20 protein-coding genes are annotated in these 17,563 nt (G+C 66.6%); 6 read left to right on the top strand and 14 right to left on the bottom strand.

Annotated features, from left to right (window positions below):
- Positions 1-293: 293 nt before the first annotated feature.
- The 11 genes from ACFQGD_RS07640 to mftA form a co-directional block, all read right to left on the bottom strand.
- Positions 294-545 (bottom strand): hypothetical protein, encoded by a 252-nt coding sequence (locus ACFQGD_RS07640; RefSeq protein ID WP_345401350.1) that lies wholly within the window; start codon positions 543-545, stop codon positions 294-296.
- Between the two features lie 78 nt (positions 546-623).
- Positions 624-1,322 (bottom strand): DUF4352 domain-containing protein, encoded by a 699-nt coding sequence (locus ACFQGD_RS07645; RefSeq protein WP_345401353.1) that lies wholly within the window; start codon positions 1,320-1,322, stop codon positions 624-626.
- Positions 1,323-1,333: 11 nt separating this feature from the next.
- A complete protein-coding gene (locus tag ACFQGD_RS07650; protein WP_345401356.1) occupies positions 1,334-2,197 on the bottom strand; it encodes a 3-hydroxybutyryl-CoA dehydrogenase in 864 nt (287 codons plus the stop codon).
- A 142-nt stretch (positions 2,198-2,339) separates the two neighbouring features.
- On the bottom strand, positions 2,340-3,371 hold the full coding sequence (locus tag ACFQGD_RS07655) for a hypothetical protein (RefSeq protein WP_345401358.1): 1,032 nt from the start codon (positions 3,369-3,371) through the stop codon (positions 2,340-2,342).
- Between the two features lie 101 nt (positions 3,372-3,472).
- Positions 3,473-4,129 carry a mycofactocin biosynthesis peptidyl-dipeptidase MftE gene (gene mftE, locus ACFQGD_RS07660; protein ID WP_345401361.1) on the bottom strand — a complete coding sequence of 219 codons (657 nt, stop codon included), beginning with the start codon at positions 4,127-4,129 and terminating at the stop codon, positions 3,473-3,475.
- 11 nt (positions 4,130-4,140) lie between these two features.
- Positions 4,141-5,511 carry a mycofactocin biosynthesis glycosyltransferase MftF gene (gene mftF / locus ACFQGD_RS07665; RefSeq protein WP_345401364.1) on the bottom strand — a complete coding sequence of 457 codons (1,371 nt, stop codon included), beginning with the start codon at positions 5,509-5,511 and terminating at the stop codon, positions 4,141-4,143.
- Entirely contained in the window at positions 5,508-6,293 is a 786-nt protein-coding gene (locus tag ACFQGD_RS07670) for a mycofactocin-coupled SDR family oxidoreductase (RefSeq protein ID WP_345401367.1), read from the bottom strand. The genes mftF and ACFQGD_RS07670 overlap by 4 nt, the downstream gene beginning before the upstream one ends.
- Positions 6,290-7,465, bottom strand: a complete 1,176-nt coding sequence (gene mftD / locus ACFQGD_RS07675) for a pre-mycofactocin synthase MftD (RefSeq protein ID WP_345401370.1) — start codon at positions 7,463-7,465, stop codon at positions 6,290-6,292. The genes ACFQGD_RS07670 and mftD overlap by 4 nt, the downstream gene beginning before the upstream one ends.
- A complete protein-coding gene (gene mftC, locus ACFQGD_RS07680) occupies positions 7,465-8,673 on the bottom strand; it encodes a mycofactocin radical SAM maturase (RefSeq protein ID WP_345401373.1) in 1,209 nt (402 codons plus the stop codon). The genes mftD and mftC overlap by 1 nt, the downstream gene beginning before the upstream one ends.
- A gap of 63 nt (positions 8,674-8,736) precedes the next feature.
- On the bottom strand, positions 8,737-8,994 hold the full coding sequence (gene mftB / locus ACFQGD_RS07685) for a mycofactocin biosynthesis chaperone MftB (RefSeq protein WP_345401376.1): 258 nt from the start codon (positions 8,992-8,994) through the stop codon (positions 8,737-8,739).
- A 25-nt stretch (positions 8,995-9,019) separates the two neighbouring features.
- A complete protein-coding gene (mftA, locus tag ACFQGD_RS07690) occupies positions 9,020-9,136 on the bottom strand; it encodes a mycofactocin precursor MftA (protein WP_345401379.1) in 117 nt (38 codons plus the stop codon).
- Between the two features lie 77 nt (positions 9,137-9,213).
- Here mftA and mftR point away from each other — a divergent pair, with 77 nt between their 5' ends.
- The 3 genes from mftR (at position 9,214) to ACFQGD_RS07705 (ending at position 11,475) form a co-directional block, all read left to right on the top strand.
- A complete protein-coding gene (gene mftR / locus ACFQGD_RS07695) occupies positions 9,214-9,855 on the top strand; it encodes a mycofactocin system transcriptional regulator (RefSeq protein ID WP_345401382.1) in 642 nt (213 codons plus the stop codon).
- Positions 9,856-10,077: 222 nt separating this feature from the next.
- Complete coding sequence (locus tag ACFQGD_RS07700; protein WP_345401385.1) at positions 10,078-10,323, top strand: WS/DGAT domain-containing protein; 246 nt, start codon at positions 10,078-10,080, stop codon at positions 10,321-10,323.
- A 369-nt stretch (positions 10,324-10,692) separates the two neighbouring features.
- Positions 10,693-11,475 carry an enoyl-CoA hydratase/isomerase family protein gene (locus ACFQGD_RS07705; RefSeq protein WP_345401388.1) on the top strand — a complete coding sequence of 261 codons (783 nt, stop codon included), beginning with the start codon at positions 10,693-10,695 and terminating at the stop codon, positions 11,473-11,475.
- A gap of 38 nt (positions 11,476-11,513) precedes the next feature.
- Here the strand turns inward: ACFQGD_RS07705 and ACFQGD_RS07710 are convergent, their stop codons facing one another.
- Positions 11,514-11,927 carry a MaoC family dehydratase gene (locus tag ACFQGD_RS07710; protein ID WP_345401391.1) on the bottom strand — a complete coding sequence of 138 codons (414 nt, stop codon included), beginning with the start codon at positions 11,925-11,927 and terminating at the stop codon, positions 11,514-11,516.
- Positions 11,924-12,376, bottom strand: coding sequence for an FAS1-like dehydratase domain-containing protein (locus tag ACFQGD_RS07715; RefSeq protein ID WP_345401394.1), 453 nt, complete (start codon positions 12,374-12,376; stop codon positions 11,924-11,926). The genes ACFQGD_RS07710 and ACFQGD_RS07715 overlap by 4 nt, the downstream gene beginning before the upstream one ends.
- A gap of 58 nt (positions 12,377-12,434) precedes the next feature.
- On the opposite strand from ACFQGD_RS07715, the gene ACFQGD_RS07720 reads away from it, so the two are divergent.
- Both ACFQGD_RS07720 and ACFQGD_RS07725 read left to right on the top strand, forming a co-directional pair.
- A complete protein-coding gene (locus ACFQGD_RS07720) occupies positions 12,435-13,607 on the top strand; it encodes an acyl-CoA dehydrogenase family protein (protein ID WP_345401397.1) in 1,173 nt (390 codons plus the stop codon).
- Positions 13,608-13,618: 11 nt separating this feature from the next.
- Positions 13,619-15,562 carry an AMP-binding protein gene (locus ACFQGD_RS07725; protein WP_345401399.1) on the top strand — a complete coding sequence of 648 codons (1,944 nt, stop codon included), beginning with the start codon at positions 13,619-13,621 and terminating at the stop codon, positions 15,560-15,562.
- Positions 15,563-15,582: 20 nt separating this feature from the next.
- Here ACFQGD_RS07725 and ACFQGD_RS07730 read toward each other — a convergent pair whose 3' ends face one another.
- Positions 15,583-16,302: a FadR/GntR family transcriptional regulator gene (locus ACFQGD_RS07730; RefSeq protein ID WP_345401402.1), complete on the bottom strand. Its 720-nt coding sequence runs from the start codon at positions 16,300-16,302 to the stop codon at positions 15,583-15,585.
- A 160-nt stretch (positions 16,303-16,462) separates the two neighbouring features.
- Here ACFQGD_RS07730 and ACFQGD_RS07735 point away from each other — a divergent pair, with 160 nt between their 5' ends.
- The gene (locus ACFQGD_RS07735) at positions 16,463-17,542 is read left to right on the top strand and encodes an acyl-CoA dehydrogenase family protein (protein ID WP_345401405.1); all 1,080 of its coding nucleotides are present in this window, start codon (positions 16,463-16,465) and stop codon (positions 17,540-17,542) included.
- Positions 17,543-17,563 lie beyond the last annotated feature (21 nt).

A 17,563-nucleotide genomic window follows, 5' to 3' on the forward strand; every position in this document is an offset into this window, starting at 1 on the left:
ATCGGCTCAGGCGCCGCAAGCGACGACGGGAGATCGCATCCGATACCGCTGAGTAAAAGCGGTCTGGTGGCTGAGTTGACCTTCAAAGCTGTACCTGAGATCGGTGCTACTTACCTTCCTCAGCCTTTCGGCGCCGATGGCGTCACAGAGCGAACAGACTGGTATGGCCACTGCGACCAGATCACCCATCGCGAACGCGGCGACGGGCGCGTCGATCGCTGCCGGCTTGTCACCCAACGCGGCTTGCCAGCCGATGGTCGGTAGCCCGGGCAGCGTCGGCTTCTGATCGGTAGTTAACGGCTCTTGCCGTTATGGTGGTACCGAGCCAAGGTCATGGTGATGCACTCAGCGCTGACCGGGTCTGTGATGCGGTTATGTGCGGCCCGTAGTAGCTCCGCTATGAGGTGGTGAGCAGTTGTTTGACCAGCCTCGTCGCGGACATGGTCGATCACGCGAATGATGGCGTCATCGTCTAGTCGGGCGAGGGCGGCGCGTAGTTCGGCGAATGTGGCGTTGAGGTACGCATCGGTGGCCAGCTTGCCCATGTCGTCCATAGCTCCTCGCAATCTGACCTACCGATGTTGGACATGCGAGCGTGGACAGCCCGTCGGAGTGCGATCCGGTCAGGGCACCTCGACGACATGTTCGCTTCCGATCGAACTGACCAAGCCGAGCTTGGCCACCGTCGCTGCCTCCGGCAGCGCGAACACGATCTTGCTGCGACTGGTGTCACCGGGTTCCAGCGTGTGCAGCATCGTGGCGTCCGTCAACTCCAGTGTGCCTTGTGTGCTGGCGGCGTAGCGCTGGCCGCTGTCGGCGTAGACGAGCTGGGCAGTCTTGTCGAAGGCGCCTGTACTGCTGGTGCGATTGGACAGGCGATATCGCACGATCCAATACTGTCCTGAGGTCGGCTGTAGTTTCTCTGGAGCCGCGCTGACGTCGGTGACCGTGACTCGCATGCCTCCCATTCGGACTGGCTCTCCGAGAATGGTCTGCCCGGATGCGGCGTCGCTGCTGGCGTTGGTCGGTTCGGGACTGTCGGTATCGGTGAGTAACCCACTGAGCAACGCCAGAACACCGAGCGTCATGCCGACAGTGGAGGGGCTACGGAGCCCAGCCGCTCGATACCGGCGCGGGTGGGTCCTGGCGCGAACACCACAACCGATGGCCGTCAACGCCAGCGGCAGTGTGAGGATCAGCGTCGCTCCCGCCAGTGCCCAGACCACACTGAGCCACCCGATGGCCACACTGGCGACTCCCCACAGTGGGCGCCGCCGGTCCGCTGTGAGGGGTGGTTCTTGTTCGGCTGGGAGCGGGGGCATCTCGGTGCTCCTCAGTGTTCGTACGAGTAGAAACCACGACCAGACTTGCGCCCGAGCAGTCCGGCGTCGACCATCCGCAAGAGCAACGGCGGCGCGGAGTAGAGCGGCTCCTTGAACTCCTCATACATCGAATCGGCCACTGCCTTCAGCGTGTCCAATCCGATCAGGTCCGAGAGTCGCAACGGTCCCATGGGATGCGCACAACCGGCCACCATGCCGTTGTCGATGTCCTCAGCCGACGCGAATCCTGACTCCAGCATCCGCATCGCCGACAACAGGAACGGCACCAGCAACGCGTTGACCACAAATCCCGCTCGGTCCTGGCATAGCACGACCGTTTTGCCAAGTACGTCCGATGCGAACCCGATCGCGCGTCGCTGCGTGTCTTCGCTCGACAACAAGGATGGGATCAGTTCGACCAGTGGCAACACCGGGACAGGGTTGAAGAAGTGCAGCCCAATCACTTGTGACGGCCGGGTCGTCGCCATCGCCAGCTTCATGATCGGGATCGATGAGGTGTTGGATGCCAGAATCGCATCCGGGCGCGCGACCACCTTGTCCAACCGCTCGAAGACGCCGACCTTGACTTGCTCGTTCTCGGCGACTGCCTCCACCACGACGTCGCGGTCGGCGAAGTCGTCAAGATCGAGCGTGAATGACACGCTGCTCAGCGCGGACTCGCACGCGTCATCGGATAGCTTCCCGCTACGGACGGCGCGAACTAGCGATTTCTCAATTCGTTCACGCCCCGCATCCAGCCCGGCTGGGTTGACTTCCGCGACGACGACATCCAATCCGGCACGGGCGCATACCTCGGCGATCCCGGCGCCCATCAATCCCGCGCCAACCACACCGACGCGCTCGACCTCTGCCACAACGTCTCCTCTCGTTAGCATCGATTTTAGTAGGTCGTCCTACTATTTGGCCTGCTACAAGGTGCGATTCGCGTCTCACTGGAAGACTGGGGCAGTTCAGGGCACCCGTCGTTGCTGACGTGCCGATCGCGCATGGTGGCGGTCAGGCTTCTTCGTCGACGTAGGCGATCATGATGGTCATGACGTCGTCGGCCGCGTGGTCCATCTGATATTTGCTGTCGAGTTGGAGCACTTGGCCTCGCCGCACGGTGCCGAGGTCCTGGCCTGTGCAGAGGCTCATCGACTCGATGTGGCCCATGTAGGCGGGGTCGGTGCCGTAGCCGGCCTTTGATGTGCACATGTGCTGCCCGGTACTAGCGTTCGACAGTGCGAGCGACCGGCCACCGTCATGCAGGTGTCCACCGGCCGCCTTGACCGTGCCCGAGATTGTCGACTGCCACCGCCATGTGGTCGTCGACTCGCCGGCCGGAACGCTGTGCTGGGAGTCGCCGGTGCAGTTGGCCGCGTCCAACCAGATCGGGGTGACCTCTTCCATCCCCTGGGGGTCAGCAGGAACATGGGTGATCGTGGCCTCGACGAACACCGCCTGCGGCTCAGGCTTCATGTTCATCAACTCGACGACGCCCCAGGTCATCGGCACAGCGCCAAACTTGATCCCGTAACCGTCCGGCAGCTTCCCTCCGGTCCGCTCATTGCCGCTCGCGAAGATGCGCCGACCGGTGAGCTCGTAGAAGGAGTCGCTGTCACCGCAGGTCACGTCCTGCTTCGAGCGATCGAACAGCACGGCATGGTGCAGCATGACCCCGGTGTCGTAGTTCGCAGAGGAACCGTCCGCATAGGTCAGATCCGGTTTGACGCTGGTGACGTAGCAGTTCACACACGGCGGCTGCCACGGCCCAGCTAGCGTGGTGTGCGTACCGTGACCATGTTCGCCGCCGTCATTGGAGTGCGGCTGTGCCACGATCGGCCCCATCCGCACTGTGGTTTCCGTCGCCCCGTTCGCCAGCTGCTTCCGGTCGATGATCGTCGCCGTAGGCGCTGTCGCGGACAGAGCAGGCGTAGGGTCGGGCACCGCTGGGACGCGTTCCGTGCCCGTCGCCGCGCCGGGCATGAACACCAGTGCTGCCGCTACCGGAATACCCGCTGCCGCAGCCAGCCGCGAGAACCGCCTCATCGGACTCCTCCTCCGGTCGATCTACCCAGAACAACGTAGGCAACCGCCATTGCGTGACGGCACGCTCGTGCACTGCTGAGGCCGGACAGTCCTTGACAGGGCTACTCGGCTAGCCATGTGCGCACCTGCGTGGTGAGGTCGGTGGTCCAGCGCTCGAGAGCGAGTTCGCCGACGGCGGCGGTGGCGCGGGTGGGGTCGCCGAGGATGCCGGTGGGGCTGACGGCTTTGACGCCCTGGGTGCGCAGCGCTTCGATGAGTTCGGGAAGCGGCTCGGTCACGCCTGGTACGGCTCGATCGAGGGCGACGTCGTCTGGCCGGAGGTGCAGCATCACGGAGGTTTCAGTGTGTCCGGCGTGGCTGTCGTCGGCCGGTCCTGTGGGCGACCAGGCGAGCACCCGGCGGCCTTCGGTGCGGAGTTCGCTCACGGCGTCGCCGAGAGGGTGGAGATTGCCGCCGTGGCCGTTGACGAAGACGGTGCCGTTGAACCGGTCGGCGGAGCGGATGAGTTCGATGAGGACGGTGCGCAGCGCCTGTTGGCCGATGGACAGCGTGCCGTCGAAGTCGGCGTGCTCGCCGCTGGAGCCGTACGGGATGGGCGGTGCGACGACAATGCCGGGAACACGGCGGGCGAGCCGGTGGCAGAGTTCGGTGGCGATGGTGGTGTCGGTGTCGAGCGGGAGGTGCGGACCGTGCTGTTCGGTGGCGCCGACCGGCACGGCGAGCACCATGGCGCGTCCTGCCAGTTCGGGGGAGCGCATGCCGCCGAGGTTCATGGCTGGTGGCGTTCGGTGGACTGGGGCAATAGTGGGGCCATGGTGCGGTGGCGTGCGCAGCCCGCGATGACGCCGGTGGAGTAGGCGAGGTCGTCGGCGATGCGCAGGGCGAGCCACCGGGGTCCTTTGTGGTGGGTGACGGTCTCGGTGAGACAGGGCAGCAGGCTGGCGGCCAGGATGCGTCGTCCGCGTTTGGTGGGTAGCAGCAGGGGCCACCAGCCGCGGCGGACGGCGGCGGCGAGTATCGTGGCGGCGCTGAGTTGCCCTTGACCGGTCAGTGTGAGTGCCGCGCGTGCGGAGACTCCTTTGCGTCGCAAGGTCCTGGGTAGTGCGGCTGTGCTGGCGGCGGCGATGGTGAGGCCGAGGCCGGGACGACCCGCGGCGGTCAGTGCGGCACCGGCGAGAGTCCATCGGCTCGCGCGGGCGCAGGCGAGCAGACCGGGGTGTCGGGTGGCGAGTGGGGCTGCGGAGGTGCCGTAGTCGTGGCGTTGCCGCAGCCAGGCCCTCAGCGTGGGGCGTGGCTGGTGCCAGACGGTCGCCTCCGGTTGGTAGCGGATGGTGTGGCCTGCGGCGATGAGTCGCCAGATGAGGTCGACGTCTTCGCCGTAGCGGAGGCGTTCGTCGAAGCCGCCGAATGCGGCCAGCGCTGTGCGGCGGATGATGAGTGCGGCGGTGGGGACGTAGCTGACGCGGCTCATCGGCCGCACGGTGGCGGGGTGGGGGCCGAGGTCGAGAGCGGAGTGATCGGCCTCGTAGCGGGCGATCGGGCTCGCACCGGGCAAGCCGCGTACGCGGGGTGCGACGGCGGCGACGTCCGGGTCGTCGAACAGCCCGAGTGTCCGGTCCAGCCAGCCGGGTTCGGGGAGGGTGTCGGCGTCAAGGAACGCGACGAGGTCGGTGGTTGCGTGCTGCCAGCCGGTGTTGCGGGCGGCGGCGGGTCCGGCTGGGGTGCGGTGCCGGACGGTGGCGCCGAGGAACGGGGCGGTCGAGCCGTCGTCGACGACGATCGTGGCGAGGTCGCCGGTGGCGGCGCGCAGCCGCGCGACGCCGTCAGGGTTGTCCTTGACCGGGACGACGACGGTGACATCGGCCGAGGTGTAGCGGCCGGGCCGGGGTACGGGGTGGAGGAGTCCGGTGTCGAGGAGGCGGCGGGCGAGCGCGGTCTCGTGCGGGTCGGTGCCGATGGGTTCGCCCGCGCACCAGCGGTCCAGCAGCGCCGCGCCGCGGGTGGTGAGCCGCAGGAGTCGGGTGGGGGAGCCGCCGAGCACGACGCGGCTGTGGGCGTGGCGGCGCAGCGTCGTGTCGGGCACGACGCGGCATCCGGCGAGGGCGGAATCCGGGTCGGTGGCGTGGTGTGCGGTAGTCATGGTGTGAATCCGCCATCGGCGTGGATGACGGTGCCGGTGATGGCGCTGGCGTCGGGTTGGCACAACCAGGCGACGGTGGCGGCGATTTCGTCGGGGTCGAGCAGGCGGCCGAGGAGTTGGTGTTGGGCGAAGGTGTCGGGGGTGTCGAGGTCGTAGAGGCGGGCGGTTTCGGTGAGCATGTCGGTGCGGGTGGAGCCGGGGGAGACGGCGGTGGCGGTGATGCCGGTGCCGCGCAGGTCGTGGGCCAGTCCCCGGATGAGGCCGACGACGGCGTGTTTGGCGGCGGTGTAGCCGGCGAGTTGGTACAGGCCTCGATGGGCGGCTGCCGAGGCGAGGGCGACGAACCGTCCTGAGCGGGGTTTGGGTCTGCGCAGCAGGGCGGGGATGGCGGCGCGGGCGAGGTTGGCGACGCCGTGCACACCGACGTCGAACAGGGCGTCCCACTCGCCGTCGGTGGTCTCCCACAGCGGCCTGCCGCCTGCCATGACCGCGGCGGCGGCGACGGCGGCGTCGAGGTGGCCGAAGCGGTCCTCGGCGACCGCGACGGCGTCGTGCAGGGCGGGGAGGTCTTGCACGTCGGCGACGACGTCGACCACCGCGTCGGGATGCTCGGCGGCGAGGGCGGCGAGTTGCTGTTTGGTGCCGAGTGGGTAGGGCACGCGGGGGTCGTCGGCGCAGCGGTCGACGGCCACTACCCGCCAGCCCGTCGTGGCGAGCCTGTGGACGGTGGCCGCTCCGATACCGCGGGCGGCGCCGGTGACGATCGCGACCCGGTCGGTCACCGGAGTCCCCGGTGGAAGCCGTCGGGGACGACGATGTCATCGGGCGAGAGCTCGGCCAGCGACGACCGGGCCAGGGCGTAAAGGGCGGAGTCGATGCCCTGACGCAGGATCTCCAGCACGTTGTGCACGCCGCGTTCGCCGTTCGCGGCCATACCCCACAGATACGGCCGCCCGATCATGACCGCGGTCGCGCCGAGGGCGATGGCCTTGACGACGTCGCTGCCCCGGCGGACGCCACCGTCCAAGAGAATCTCGAGTTGGTCGCCGACGGCTGCCGCGATGGAGGGCAGTAGTCGGATGGTGGCGGGGGTGGAGTCGAGGTTGTTGCCGCCGTGGTTGGACACCGAGATGGCGGTGGTGCCGATGTCGATGGCGCGTTTGGCGTCGTCGGGGTGGGTGATGCCTTTGAGCAGGAACGGCCCGTCCCACTGGCGACGCAACCACGCCAAATCGTCCCAACTCGGCGGCGGGGTGAACATCCACTCGCCGTAGGCACCGAAGAACGTCGGCCCCTGCTCGCCCCGTGGCACGAGATTCGGGGTGGTCAGGTCGGGCAGTGTGCCGCTGCGCAGGAATCGGGCCAGCCACCCCGGGCGGGTGGCCACCTGCGGGGCGAACTTGGCCATGGTCTTGAGATCGACCTTTTCCGGCAGGGGTGGGCTGCCCCAGTCGCGGGCGGTGACGAAGCTCCAGTCCAGCGTCACCATCAAGCCCTTCGCGCCCGCTTGTTTGGCCCGGTCGAGGCGGGCGAGCATAGTGTCTTTGTCGCCGAGCCAGTAGGCCTGGAAGAACGTTTTCGGGTTGGCGGCGACGACGTCCTCGATCGGCTTCGACGCGAAGGACGACAGCCCGAGTGCCGTGCCGGACGATGCGGCGGCGCGGGCGACGGCGACCTCGCCGTCCGGGTCGACCGCCTGCACGCCGGTGGGCGAGCAGATCACCGGCAGCGACAACTCCTGCCCCAGCACGGTTGCGGTCAGGTCGCGCTGTGCTGGCAGGTCCGCGATGTGCGGGCGGAACCCGAGCTCGCCGAACGCGGCGACGTTGTCGTCGAGGGTGCGTCCCGCCTCGGACCCAGCCAGCAGCGCCAGATACACCGACTTCGGCACCCGCTTGCGCGCCAGACGCTGGGCCTCGGCGACGGTCTCGAACCAATCCTTGCTGCTCGCCATCAGAATGTCCTCTCGGTGTCTGCCTGCAGGCCCGCGAGGGGGCTGGTGTCGCAGGCCCGATCCGGCACCGCGGCGCGCGGGGTGGGCATACCGAGCGACACCGGTGCCTGCGTGCGCCCGGCGGTGCGGGAATGGTCCTTGTCCGGCCTGGGCGTGCTGCCCGCACCGACCAGTTCCAGCGCGGGCTCGGCCTTGCCCTTGACGCACTCCGGATCGGGGCCGTCGAGCGGCAGTCCGGTGAAGAACTTCGCCGCCATGCACCCGCCCTGGCAGGAGTCATACGCCGAACACGACGTGCAGGCGCCGCCGCTTTGTGGCTGGCGTAGCTCGGTGAACAGCTCGGAGTGCCGCCACACGTGCTCGAACCCACCCGTGGAGAGCACATTGCCTGCGAGGAAGGCGTCGTGGATGGCGAACGGGCAGGCGTAGACGTCACCGACCGGGTCGATCAAACACACCACCCGGCCCGCACCGCACAGGTTCAGCCCGGGTAGCGGTGTCGAGCCGAGAGCGTTGAGGTGGAAGAACGAGTCACCGGTGAGTACGTCTTCGCCGTGGGCGACGAGCCAGTTGTAGAGCTGGAGCTGCTGCGCCTGCGTGGGGTGCAGCTCGTCCCACACGTCCGCGCCCCGCCCCGACGGGCGCAGCCGGGTGATGCGCAGCTGCGCGCCGTAGGCGTCGGCGATGGCCTGGAACTCGTCGAGTTGGTCGACGTTCTGTCGGGTCATCACGACCGAGATCTTGAACCCGGTGAACCCCGCGGCGGCGAGGTTGTCCATTGCGCGGATGGCCATGTCGTACGAGCCTGGTCCACGTACGTGGTCGTTGACCTCGCGGGTGGCTCCGTCGATCGAGATCTGTACGTCGACGTAGTCGGTGGCGGCCAGCTGCTTCGCCCGGTCCGGGGTCAACCGCACCCCGTTGGTGGAGAACTTCACGCCGACCCCGTGGTCGACGGCGTAGTCAAGCAGCTCCCAAAAGTCCGGGCGCACGGTCGGCTCGCCGCCCCCGATGTTGACGTAGAACACCTGCATCCGCTGCAACTCGTCGATGACCGCCTTGCACTCGTCGGTCGACAACTCCCGCGGATCACGCCTGCCCGACGACGACAGGCAATGCTCACACGCCAGGTTGCACGCGTAGGTCAGCTCCCACGTCAAACAGATCGGCCCGCCGAGGCCTTCCTTGAAATGCTCGACCAGCTTCATGCGTATTCCTTCCCGTCGTGAGCCGGCGCGGGTGAGAACCCCGACCACTACTCACGACTCGCGTTATCGCGGCTGGATGGTGCCCGCCTCGGCAAGACCGGCCAACGCGTCCAGATAGCGGGCGTGTTCACCGTCAGGCACGCCGGCGGCGTCGAGTGTGGTGGGCACGTCCGGCTGATTCGCCAGCTCGCGCACCACGGCCACCAGCATCGGTGTCTTCAGAAACGACAGCCGTCGCGTCGCGTAGTCGTAGACCAGCGCACCGAACGGTTCCGGCCGCAACGACACGTCCGGGCTGAGCCGGTAGGGCCGTTCAGGCATGAAACCGCCGACCCGCCCGGCCGACTCAGTAGACGCCGCACATGCCATCGATCGACACATCCTCGACCAACAAGTCCTCGTCGACGTCAGCAACGGCCTCGTCGTCGACGGTTACCGTTGTGGTGATCTCCTGGTCACTCATCGCATGCCCTCCTGGCTCTGGTTGGGTGGTTGCAGTGACGGGCAGCATAATGACACCGAGTGTCAAATGAGAAGGATATGGCCGCGAAACAGTCCGAAAGGGAGAGGTCTGCTCCCAAAAGGAGGGGTCGACGCCCCTCTACGAGTCCCCTCCAGTTGGAACAGGTGGCATTTGCTCTGTTCGAGAGCAAAGGCTTTGACGCCACCACCGTCGACGACATCGCGGCCGCGGCAGGCATCGGGCGACGGACGTTCTTCCGGTACTTCGACTCCAAGAACGACATCGTCTGGGGGAACTTCACCGAGCACCTCGGCTACATGCGCGAGTGGTTCGCCGCACGTCCGCCGGATCAGCCGTTGATGGACGCGGTGCGTACGGTAGTTGTTGACTTCAACCGACTCGACCCCGACCAGGTGCCCTGGCACCGCAGGCGGATGGAGTTGATCCTGCGAGTGCCCGCGCTGCAGGCACACTCGACCTTGCGATACGCAGCGTGGCGGCAGGTGGTCGCCGAGTTCGTCGCGCGTCGACTGGGCGTGTCGGTAGACGATCTTGTCCCGCAAGCGCTCGCCTACACCGTACTCGGTGCCGCACTCGCCGCCTACGAACACTGGCTCGCAAACCCGCAGGAAGAACTCACCAGCATCATCGACCGCACGATGCGCGACCTTGCGAACGGCTTCAAGTCATCCCACAGATACGACAGCCAAAGATTGTGATCTCCATGGTTCTGCGGCTCGCCAGCCGCTTCGCGGGTGTGTGATTTGGCCGCCCCGGTCGGCGAGCCGACCCGGCAGCCTGCATCGCAGCGATCCGGGACTTTATTGTCCATGCCCGCGCCGAGTCCGCGATCGGCTTCCTCGATCTGATCACGTCGGCGCTCAGCAGGGTGCCGTCCGCATTGCTGACCGAAGTCGCGGGCGGCATGACCACAGTCTCCGATGTCCAAAGCGTCCAACATCTCAGGCTTCGGCTATCCGGTTTACTTGGCCGGAGTGAAGGTCGAGCGGATGTACCCGATGAGGCCGCGGCCGGGGGTCGCCGCGATGGTCACGGTGGTGTTCTACGACGAGACATGCTGCATCGGCGTCAATCTGGATCCGGCCGTGATCGGCGACGTCGCCGTGTTCGAGGACTGTCTTCGTTCTGGCTTCGACGAGGTCGTGGCTCTCGCCGGCTGTCGTTGACTCTCGCCCTAATCGGTGCAATGGTAGGACCGAAATAAGGTGCCGTCGGGAGCGCCTTGTTGTTCGCGGGGAAGGATGACGCGGATGAGTGACCCTTCGTCTCCGAAGGTGTGCGGTTGTCTCTGTGAGCCCATGGGCCATTCGAACCACCAGTGCGAGGGTTTCGCCGCCGCGGGGATGGCTGTACCTCTCACGGATCGGCCGACCAGCTATCTCGTGCCAGCGTGTCGGTTTTGCTTCGAAGCCGTCCGGCGACGGCTGCTGAAATTACAGCCGGGTATCCGACCGCGAGTTCGGCACGGGCATGGTGATCGTCTGCCGCGTGACGTGCCCTCAACTCAGAAGTGATTGCCGGCGAAGGGAACATCAATGGGGCGGTTGGTTCGGTACGACGTCGACGGCGAAGGCGTTGCGACGCTCACGCTCGATGATCCGCAGACGCGGAACGCGTTGAGCGATGAGCTTCTCGACGAGTTACTCGCCGGGCTCGACGCTGCCAAGCAGGACTCGTCGGTGTGGACAGTCGTCCTGACGTCCTCGCACGAGCGGATCTTCTCCTCTGGCGGGAACCTGAAGGCGTTTGCCGACGACCGATCGACGATCGTCAAGTACACCGGGCTCGACCGTTTCCCGCGCATCTTCAAGGCGATCGGCAGCCTCGGCAAACCGGTGCTCTGCGCGGCCAACGGCGACGTCCTGGCGGGTGCCTTCGGACTGGCCCTGGCGTGCGACCTCATCGTCGCCAAAGATACGGTGCGGTTCGGCTGCCCGGAGATCAATGTCGGAGCGTTTCCGTTCATGATTTCGGCCCTGATCTACCGCAACGTCGGGCGGATGAAGGCGAATGAGCTGATGTTCCTCGGCGACACCATCACCGCCGATGAGGCGCGCGAGCTCGGGGTGGTGAACAAGGTGGTGCCTGCCGAGCAGTTCGATGAGACGGTCGATGACTGGGCGCGGAGGCTGTCCCAGAAGTCCCCGCTCCTGCTCCAACTGGGGAAAGACGCGATCGACGCGACGCGCGACCACGCGCTGCCCGACGCTCTCGACTACTTGCAGGCGCAGCTCGCGCTTGCTTTCACCACCGACGATCTGCACGAGGGTGTGCGTGCTTTCCGTGAACGCCGGGATCCCGTCTGGACGCTGAGCTGAGCCGTCTGGGCGTCGCGCACCGAGACGACCAAAACGACTCAGCTGGCCACCGCGACCGTGGCCTTGCCGTGCAATACGACGTCATCGCCTCGATTGACGGCAAGGGTCACTTGAGCGAGTGCGGGCGACATCGCGTGGTCGACCTCGGTGACCTCGCCGGTGAACGTCAGTGTGTCGCCGACGTTGACCGGCGCGGCGAAGCGCACCTCGAACGAACGCAGGTGCTCGACGCCGAAGACGTCGGCGACCCAGGAGCCCAACATGCCCGCATGCATCTGACCCATCGCGATCACGTCTGGGAAGCCGGCCGCGCGCGCGGTTTCGGCGTCGTGGTGGAGCGGGTTGAAGTCGCCGCCCGCGCCCGCGAATCGGACGATGTCAGTCAGGGTCAGCGGTCCCACTGTTCGGCCCTGAAGTGCGGTGCCGGTGGTGGCCGGTATCGGGGGTCTCATGCTTGTTCACCCCGCTCGACCAGCACCTCGCTCTGTCGTACCACGACGTCACCTCGCGCGTCGATGTAGTCGGTCGCGAGCGTGATCAGACGCATCTGACCGGAACGCTTGCCTTCTCTCCGCTCGTCGCTGACGACTCTGCGCCTGCCCCGAAGCTTGTCGCCCGCGGCCAGCGGGCGAAAGTACTCCCAGCGGACCTTGCCTACCACTACTCGTTCCATCGCGAGGCCGAGGGAGGTCACGAATCCGCGCTGATCTCGGTAGTGCCCGGCCACGGCCACATGGGTGGGGGTCGCCAGCACGTCGTTGAATCCGTTGGCTCGAGCGATCGCGGTATCGGTGTGGACCTGGTCCTGTGTATGCGTCGCGCGCGCGAACTCAAGGATTTTGCCTCGTTCGACCTCGAAGGTGACGTCGTCCACGATCTGTTCTGTTCTGGTGCGGGACACTGGCGCTCCTTTCGGTCTGACCGTTAGTATATTAAGACAGAACGATGAGGAGTGAGCAATGGACCTTGCCGACTCGCCGGACGAGGCACGATTCCGTGCGGAAGTGCGGGACTGGCTGGCCGTCAACCTGCCGCGATTGCCCTGGCCCGAACCTGCTGACCTGGTCGAGAAGCTGCCGTTCTGGCAGCGATGGCAGCGCATGGTGTTCGACGCGGGATACGCTGGTCTCTCCTGGCCGACTCAGTACGGCGGGCAGGGTGCGGACGCTGCCATCAAGTCGGTCTTCGCCGAGGAACTCGATCGCGCTGGGGCGCCGGAGCCGATGAACATTCTCGGCGAGGGGCTCGCTGGTCCCTCCGTCATCGAGTTCGGGACCGAGGAACAGAAGGAGCGCTACCTGCGCCCGATCCTCACCGGCGAGGAGATCTGGTGCCAGTTGTTCTCCGAGCCGGAGTCCGGATCGGATCTGGCATCGCTGCGGACCAAGGCCACGAAGGTCGACGGTGGCTGGCGAATCAGTGGCCAAAAGATCTGGACGAGCCGGGCTCACCTGGCCGCTCACGGCATGTTGCTTGCTCGCACCGGTGGCGGCCCACGGCACAAGGGCATCACCTACTTTCTTGTGCCGATGGACAGCCCGGGGATCACAATCCGCCCGCTACATCACATGTTGGGCGAGGCCGAGTTCAACGAGGTGTACTTCGACGACGTCTTCCTGCCCGACGACGCGGTGCTCGGCGAGCCCGATAGCGGCTGGAAGGTCGCGATGGCCACGCTGTCCTACGAACGCGTGGCCCTGGCCACCGGCCGCGTGAATACCAGGCGTGCGGTCGAGGACATCGTCGCCGATATCAGCAAGATGAGTGACGCCGCTGGACGTCCGCTCGGCACGGATCCACTAATCCGTCAGCGAGCGGCCGATCTCTACGGTCGCGCCCTCGTCCACTACCTCATCGGGCAGCGGGTCGTCACCCGTGCCGCCACGGGGAAGGCCCCTGGCCCCGTCACGTCGATCGGCAAGCTGTACTTCTGCCCCCTCGTCGAAGACCTCGCCGACTTCCGCATCGGACTGGAACCGATGGGCGCCCAGTTCGATCCCGATGACGGGGAAAACGCGTCCGCACGCTGGCTGCGGCTGGCCTACCAGGCGCGGGGAACGGCCATCGCAGGCGGCTCGACCTATATCCAACGCAACATCGTCGCCGAGCGGATACTCGGCATGCCTCGTTGAGGAGTGCTCCCGTGACCTACACCTGGACCCCGACCGAGGACTACGTCGACAACGCGAACGTCACGTGGCTGGCGCGCAGTCACGGCATCGGTTCCCTGGCCGAGCTGCGTAAGCGAGCCGTCGCGGACATCGCGTGGTACTGGGACGCCGTCGTGCGCGATCTGGGCCTGCCGTTTCGCGAGATGTACTCCCAGGTGCTCGACATCTCGCGAGGGATCGAGTATCCGGAATGGTTCGTCGGCGGCAAGCTCAATGTCGTCGATGCTGGCCTATCGCGCTGGCGCGATGGTCCTGCCGTTGCCGGTTCGCCCGCGGTGATCCACGAGGCCGAGGATGGCACAACCACCGTGCTGAGCTTCGCCGAGCTCGCCGAGCACGTCGACCGGGTCAGCGCGGGCCTCGCTGAGCTTGGGATAGGTCAGGGCGACGCGGTCGCGCTGTATCTGCCGATGATCCCGGAAGCGGTCATCGCCTGCTACGCGGTCGCGCGCCTCGGTGCCGTGCTGGTCCCCTTGTTCTCCGGCTTCGCGCCCGGTGCCATCGCCGCCCGGATTCAAGATGCCGAGGCCAAGGCGGTCATCGTGGCCGATGGCACGGTGCGCCGTCGGCGCGACGTGTCGATGAAGCCGCTGCTCGATGAAGCGCTCGCGGGCTGCCCGTCGGTCGAGCACGTCGTGGTCGTCGGGAACTTATCCGATGATCCGGTCGCGTCGGGGCCACGTCAGCACCACTGGACGGACCTCGCGGCGCCCGGCCGGAGCGCACCCGCCGTCGCCGAGATGGACGCGAGCGACACCTTGCTGCTCGCGTACACCTCCGGTACCAGCGGCAAGCCGAAGGGCGCCGTGCATACCCATGCTGGGTTCCTGGTCAAGGTCGCTAGCGAGGTCGCCTACTCCTTCGACGTCAAGCGTGGTGGGGTGTTCTGCTGGATCACCGACATGGGCTGGATCATGGGCCCATTGGCGATCTTCGGCGCCCACGCCAACGGCGCCGCGCTGCTGCTCTACGAGGGCTCCCCCGAGGTTCCCGACACCGATCGACTGTGGCGGCTCGTCGAACGCCACCGCATCACCATGCTCGGTGTCTCCCCGACGCTCGTGCGCGCACTTCGTGCTGGTGCTGGCGATACAGCGACGTCATTCGACCTCTCGTCGGTGCACACGCTGGGGTCGACCGGGGAGCCATGGGACCCGGATTCGTACGAGTGGCTGGCACGAGACGTGTTCGGTGGCCGGGTGCCGATCATCAACTTTTCCGGTGGCACGGAGGTGGGTGGTTCCTTCCTCGCGCCGTACCCGGTCGAGGAGATCCGCAGCTGCTCGCTCGGTGGCCCGTCGCTGGGCATGGACGTCGACGTGGTCGATGACGCGGCGCGTTCTGCACGAGGCCAGGTAGGTGAGCTGGTCTGCCGCCAGCCGTGGCCGTCGATGACACGCGGAGTCTGGAAGGACGACGAGCGCTACCTCGAGACCTACTGGTCGACGTTCCCCGGGCTATGGCGACATGGCGACTTCGCCCTCGTCGACGACGACGGCCAGTGGTTCATCCTGGGTCGTTCGGATGACGTCATGAACGTCGCGGGCAAGCGCTTGGCGCCCGCCGAGGTGGAGTCGATCCTGACAGCGCATCCGGCTGTGCTGGAGGCCGCCGTGGTCGGCGTGCCGGATGCGACCAAGGGTGAAGCGGTGTGGGCCTTCTGGGTCGGCTCGGCCGCGGACCACACTGCGGTGGCGGCCGAACTGCGGGACATGGTCGCCGTTGAGCTCGGCAAACCGTTCGCGCCGAGCGCGGTGTACCACGTCCCGCAGCTGCCGAAGACGCGCTCGGCGAAGATCCTGCGGCGCGCGGTCAGGGCAGCGGTGCTCGGCACCGACCCCGGAGACCTTTCCGGGGCAGAGAATCCGCAGGCGGTTGACGACATCCGTGCGCTCGTGACACGGAGCAAGGGGTGAAACCCGCGCCGGCAGGCTCGTCAGTCACCGTTCGGCACGGTGATCGCTTCGCGCTGCTCCACTTTCAGTACCGCCTCCGCGTAGGAGTGGACGTGGCGCCGCATCTTGCGGACGGCGGCGTCCGCGTCGCGGTCGCGGATCGCCTTGGTGATCGATCGGTGTGCGCGAGCGGCGGTGCGACGCACGTCGGCGTTGATGAACCCCTCGTTTTCCGTCGCGGCGTAGATCGCACGGGACAAGGCCATCATGAAGCCGGTCAATAGTTCGTTGTGGCTCGCGGTCGCCACCGCGACGTGCCAGTCGACATTGGTCTGGAGGAAGTCGGCGAGCGTGCCTTCTTCTTTTTCGATTCGGTCGTTGGCGTCGTCGAGCGCGGCGAGGTCCTCGTCGGTGCGATTACGCGCGGCCAGCTCGGCGCAGAAAGGTTCGACGGCCTCGCGTGTCTCGAGCAGAGACGTGAGTCGGATCTGTCGGCCCCGGATGAGCAGGCTGAGTGAGCTCGCCAGCGACTCCCTGTCGGGGCGATGGACGAAGGCTCCGCCTGCCCGGCCGGCCTTGATTTTGATGAGGCCTTGGACCTCGAGAATGCGCAGCGCTTCGCGCACCGTCGTCCTGCTCATCTTGGTTTGCGAGACCAGGTCCCGTTCCGGCGGAAGCACAGTGCCTTCCGGGAACTCTCCCGCCAGGATGCGTTCGCGGAGTTCGTTGGCGAGCACATCCGACGCCTTAGGTACCTCCATCGGGTCCAGCCTCATGCTGGACCGACCGTTACTTGGTTTCCCTGCGGCCGACGTCATGTGCTACTCCCCTGATGTTTTGGTCATACCTAAGATACCTTTTTTCCATTGTATTGACGATATATACGCAGCGTAGACCGCAGCGTAGGAGCGAGGAGAAGCTATGCGGTGGGAGCTGTCCGACGAGCAGGAACTGCTGTGCTCGACCTTTCGGTCGTGGCTGGAACGAGCCATGCCGGCGGCCGAGTTGCGAGCGCTCTTCGACGCCGGTGATCCCACCGCGTTCGAAAACGCGCTCGTGGGCGAAGGATGGACCTCGGTAGGGTTCCCCGAAGACTGGGGCGGCCAGGGTGGTGGCCTTGTCGAGCTGGCGCTGCTCGCCGAGCAGCTCGGACGCCACGGCGCGCCGTCCGCGGCCTGGCTGTCGTCGGCGATCGCCGCGCCCGCGCTTGCCGGTTCGCGCGACGTCGTGTCACGGGTGCTCGAGGGCAGTGAAGCAGCCTGCCTCGTTGTGCCCGGTGACCACGTGATCGATGGCGGCTCCGGGGGTGTCAGGGCCGATGGAACCGCACTGAGTGGCGCGGTCACCTCGGTCGTCAGCGCTGATCGCGCTCGGCATCTCGTCGTGCCTGCCGTCGGCGCGAAGGGGCTTCGGTTGTTCCACGTCGACGTGCACGCCGATGGTGTGCAGGTCCGTCGCCGGACGCTGCTCGACCGTACCCGCGGAGTTGCCGACGTGACGTTCGTCGGCGCCGCGGCCAGCGAGCTCAACTGTGATGCCGGGGAAGCCTTGCGCGATGCCGCGCTACGCGCGGCCGTTCTGGTCGCGGCCGACACTCTTGGCGGCATCGACCGCATGCTCGAGCTCGCGGTGGAGTACAGCAAGCAGCGTAAGCAATTCGGTGTCTCGATCGGGTCCTTCCAGGCTGTCAAGCATGCGGCATCGAGCATGTTGGTGCAGGCAGAAGCGGCTCGGTCGATCGTCTACTACGCGGCCGCCTCCGTGGACCAAGGCCACGAGGATCGGGTGCTCCATGCCGCGACAGCCAAGGCGCAGGTGACTCCTGCCGGAGTCGAGGCAGCCGACACTGCGCTCACGATGCACGGCGCGATCGGCTACACCTGGGAGCACGACCTGCACCTCTTCTACAAGCGGGCGAAGCTCAACGAGCACCTCTTTGGGGGCTCGGCCGAGTGGAATGAGCGGATCGCATCAGCCTTGCCCCTGCTCGCCGCCGGGTGATGTACGACACCAGTATTTTGG

This window comes from Haloechinothrix salitolerans (assembly GCF_042662605.1).
GTDB classification, from domain to species: domain Bacteria; phylum Actinomycetota; class Actinomycetes; order Mycobacteriales; family Pseudonocardiaceae; genus Haloechinothrix_A; species Haloechinothrix_A salitolerans.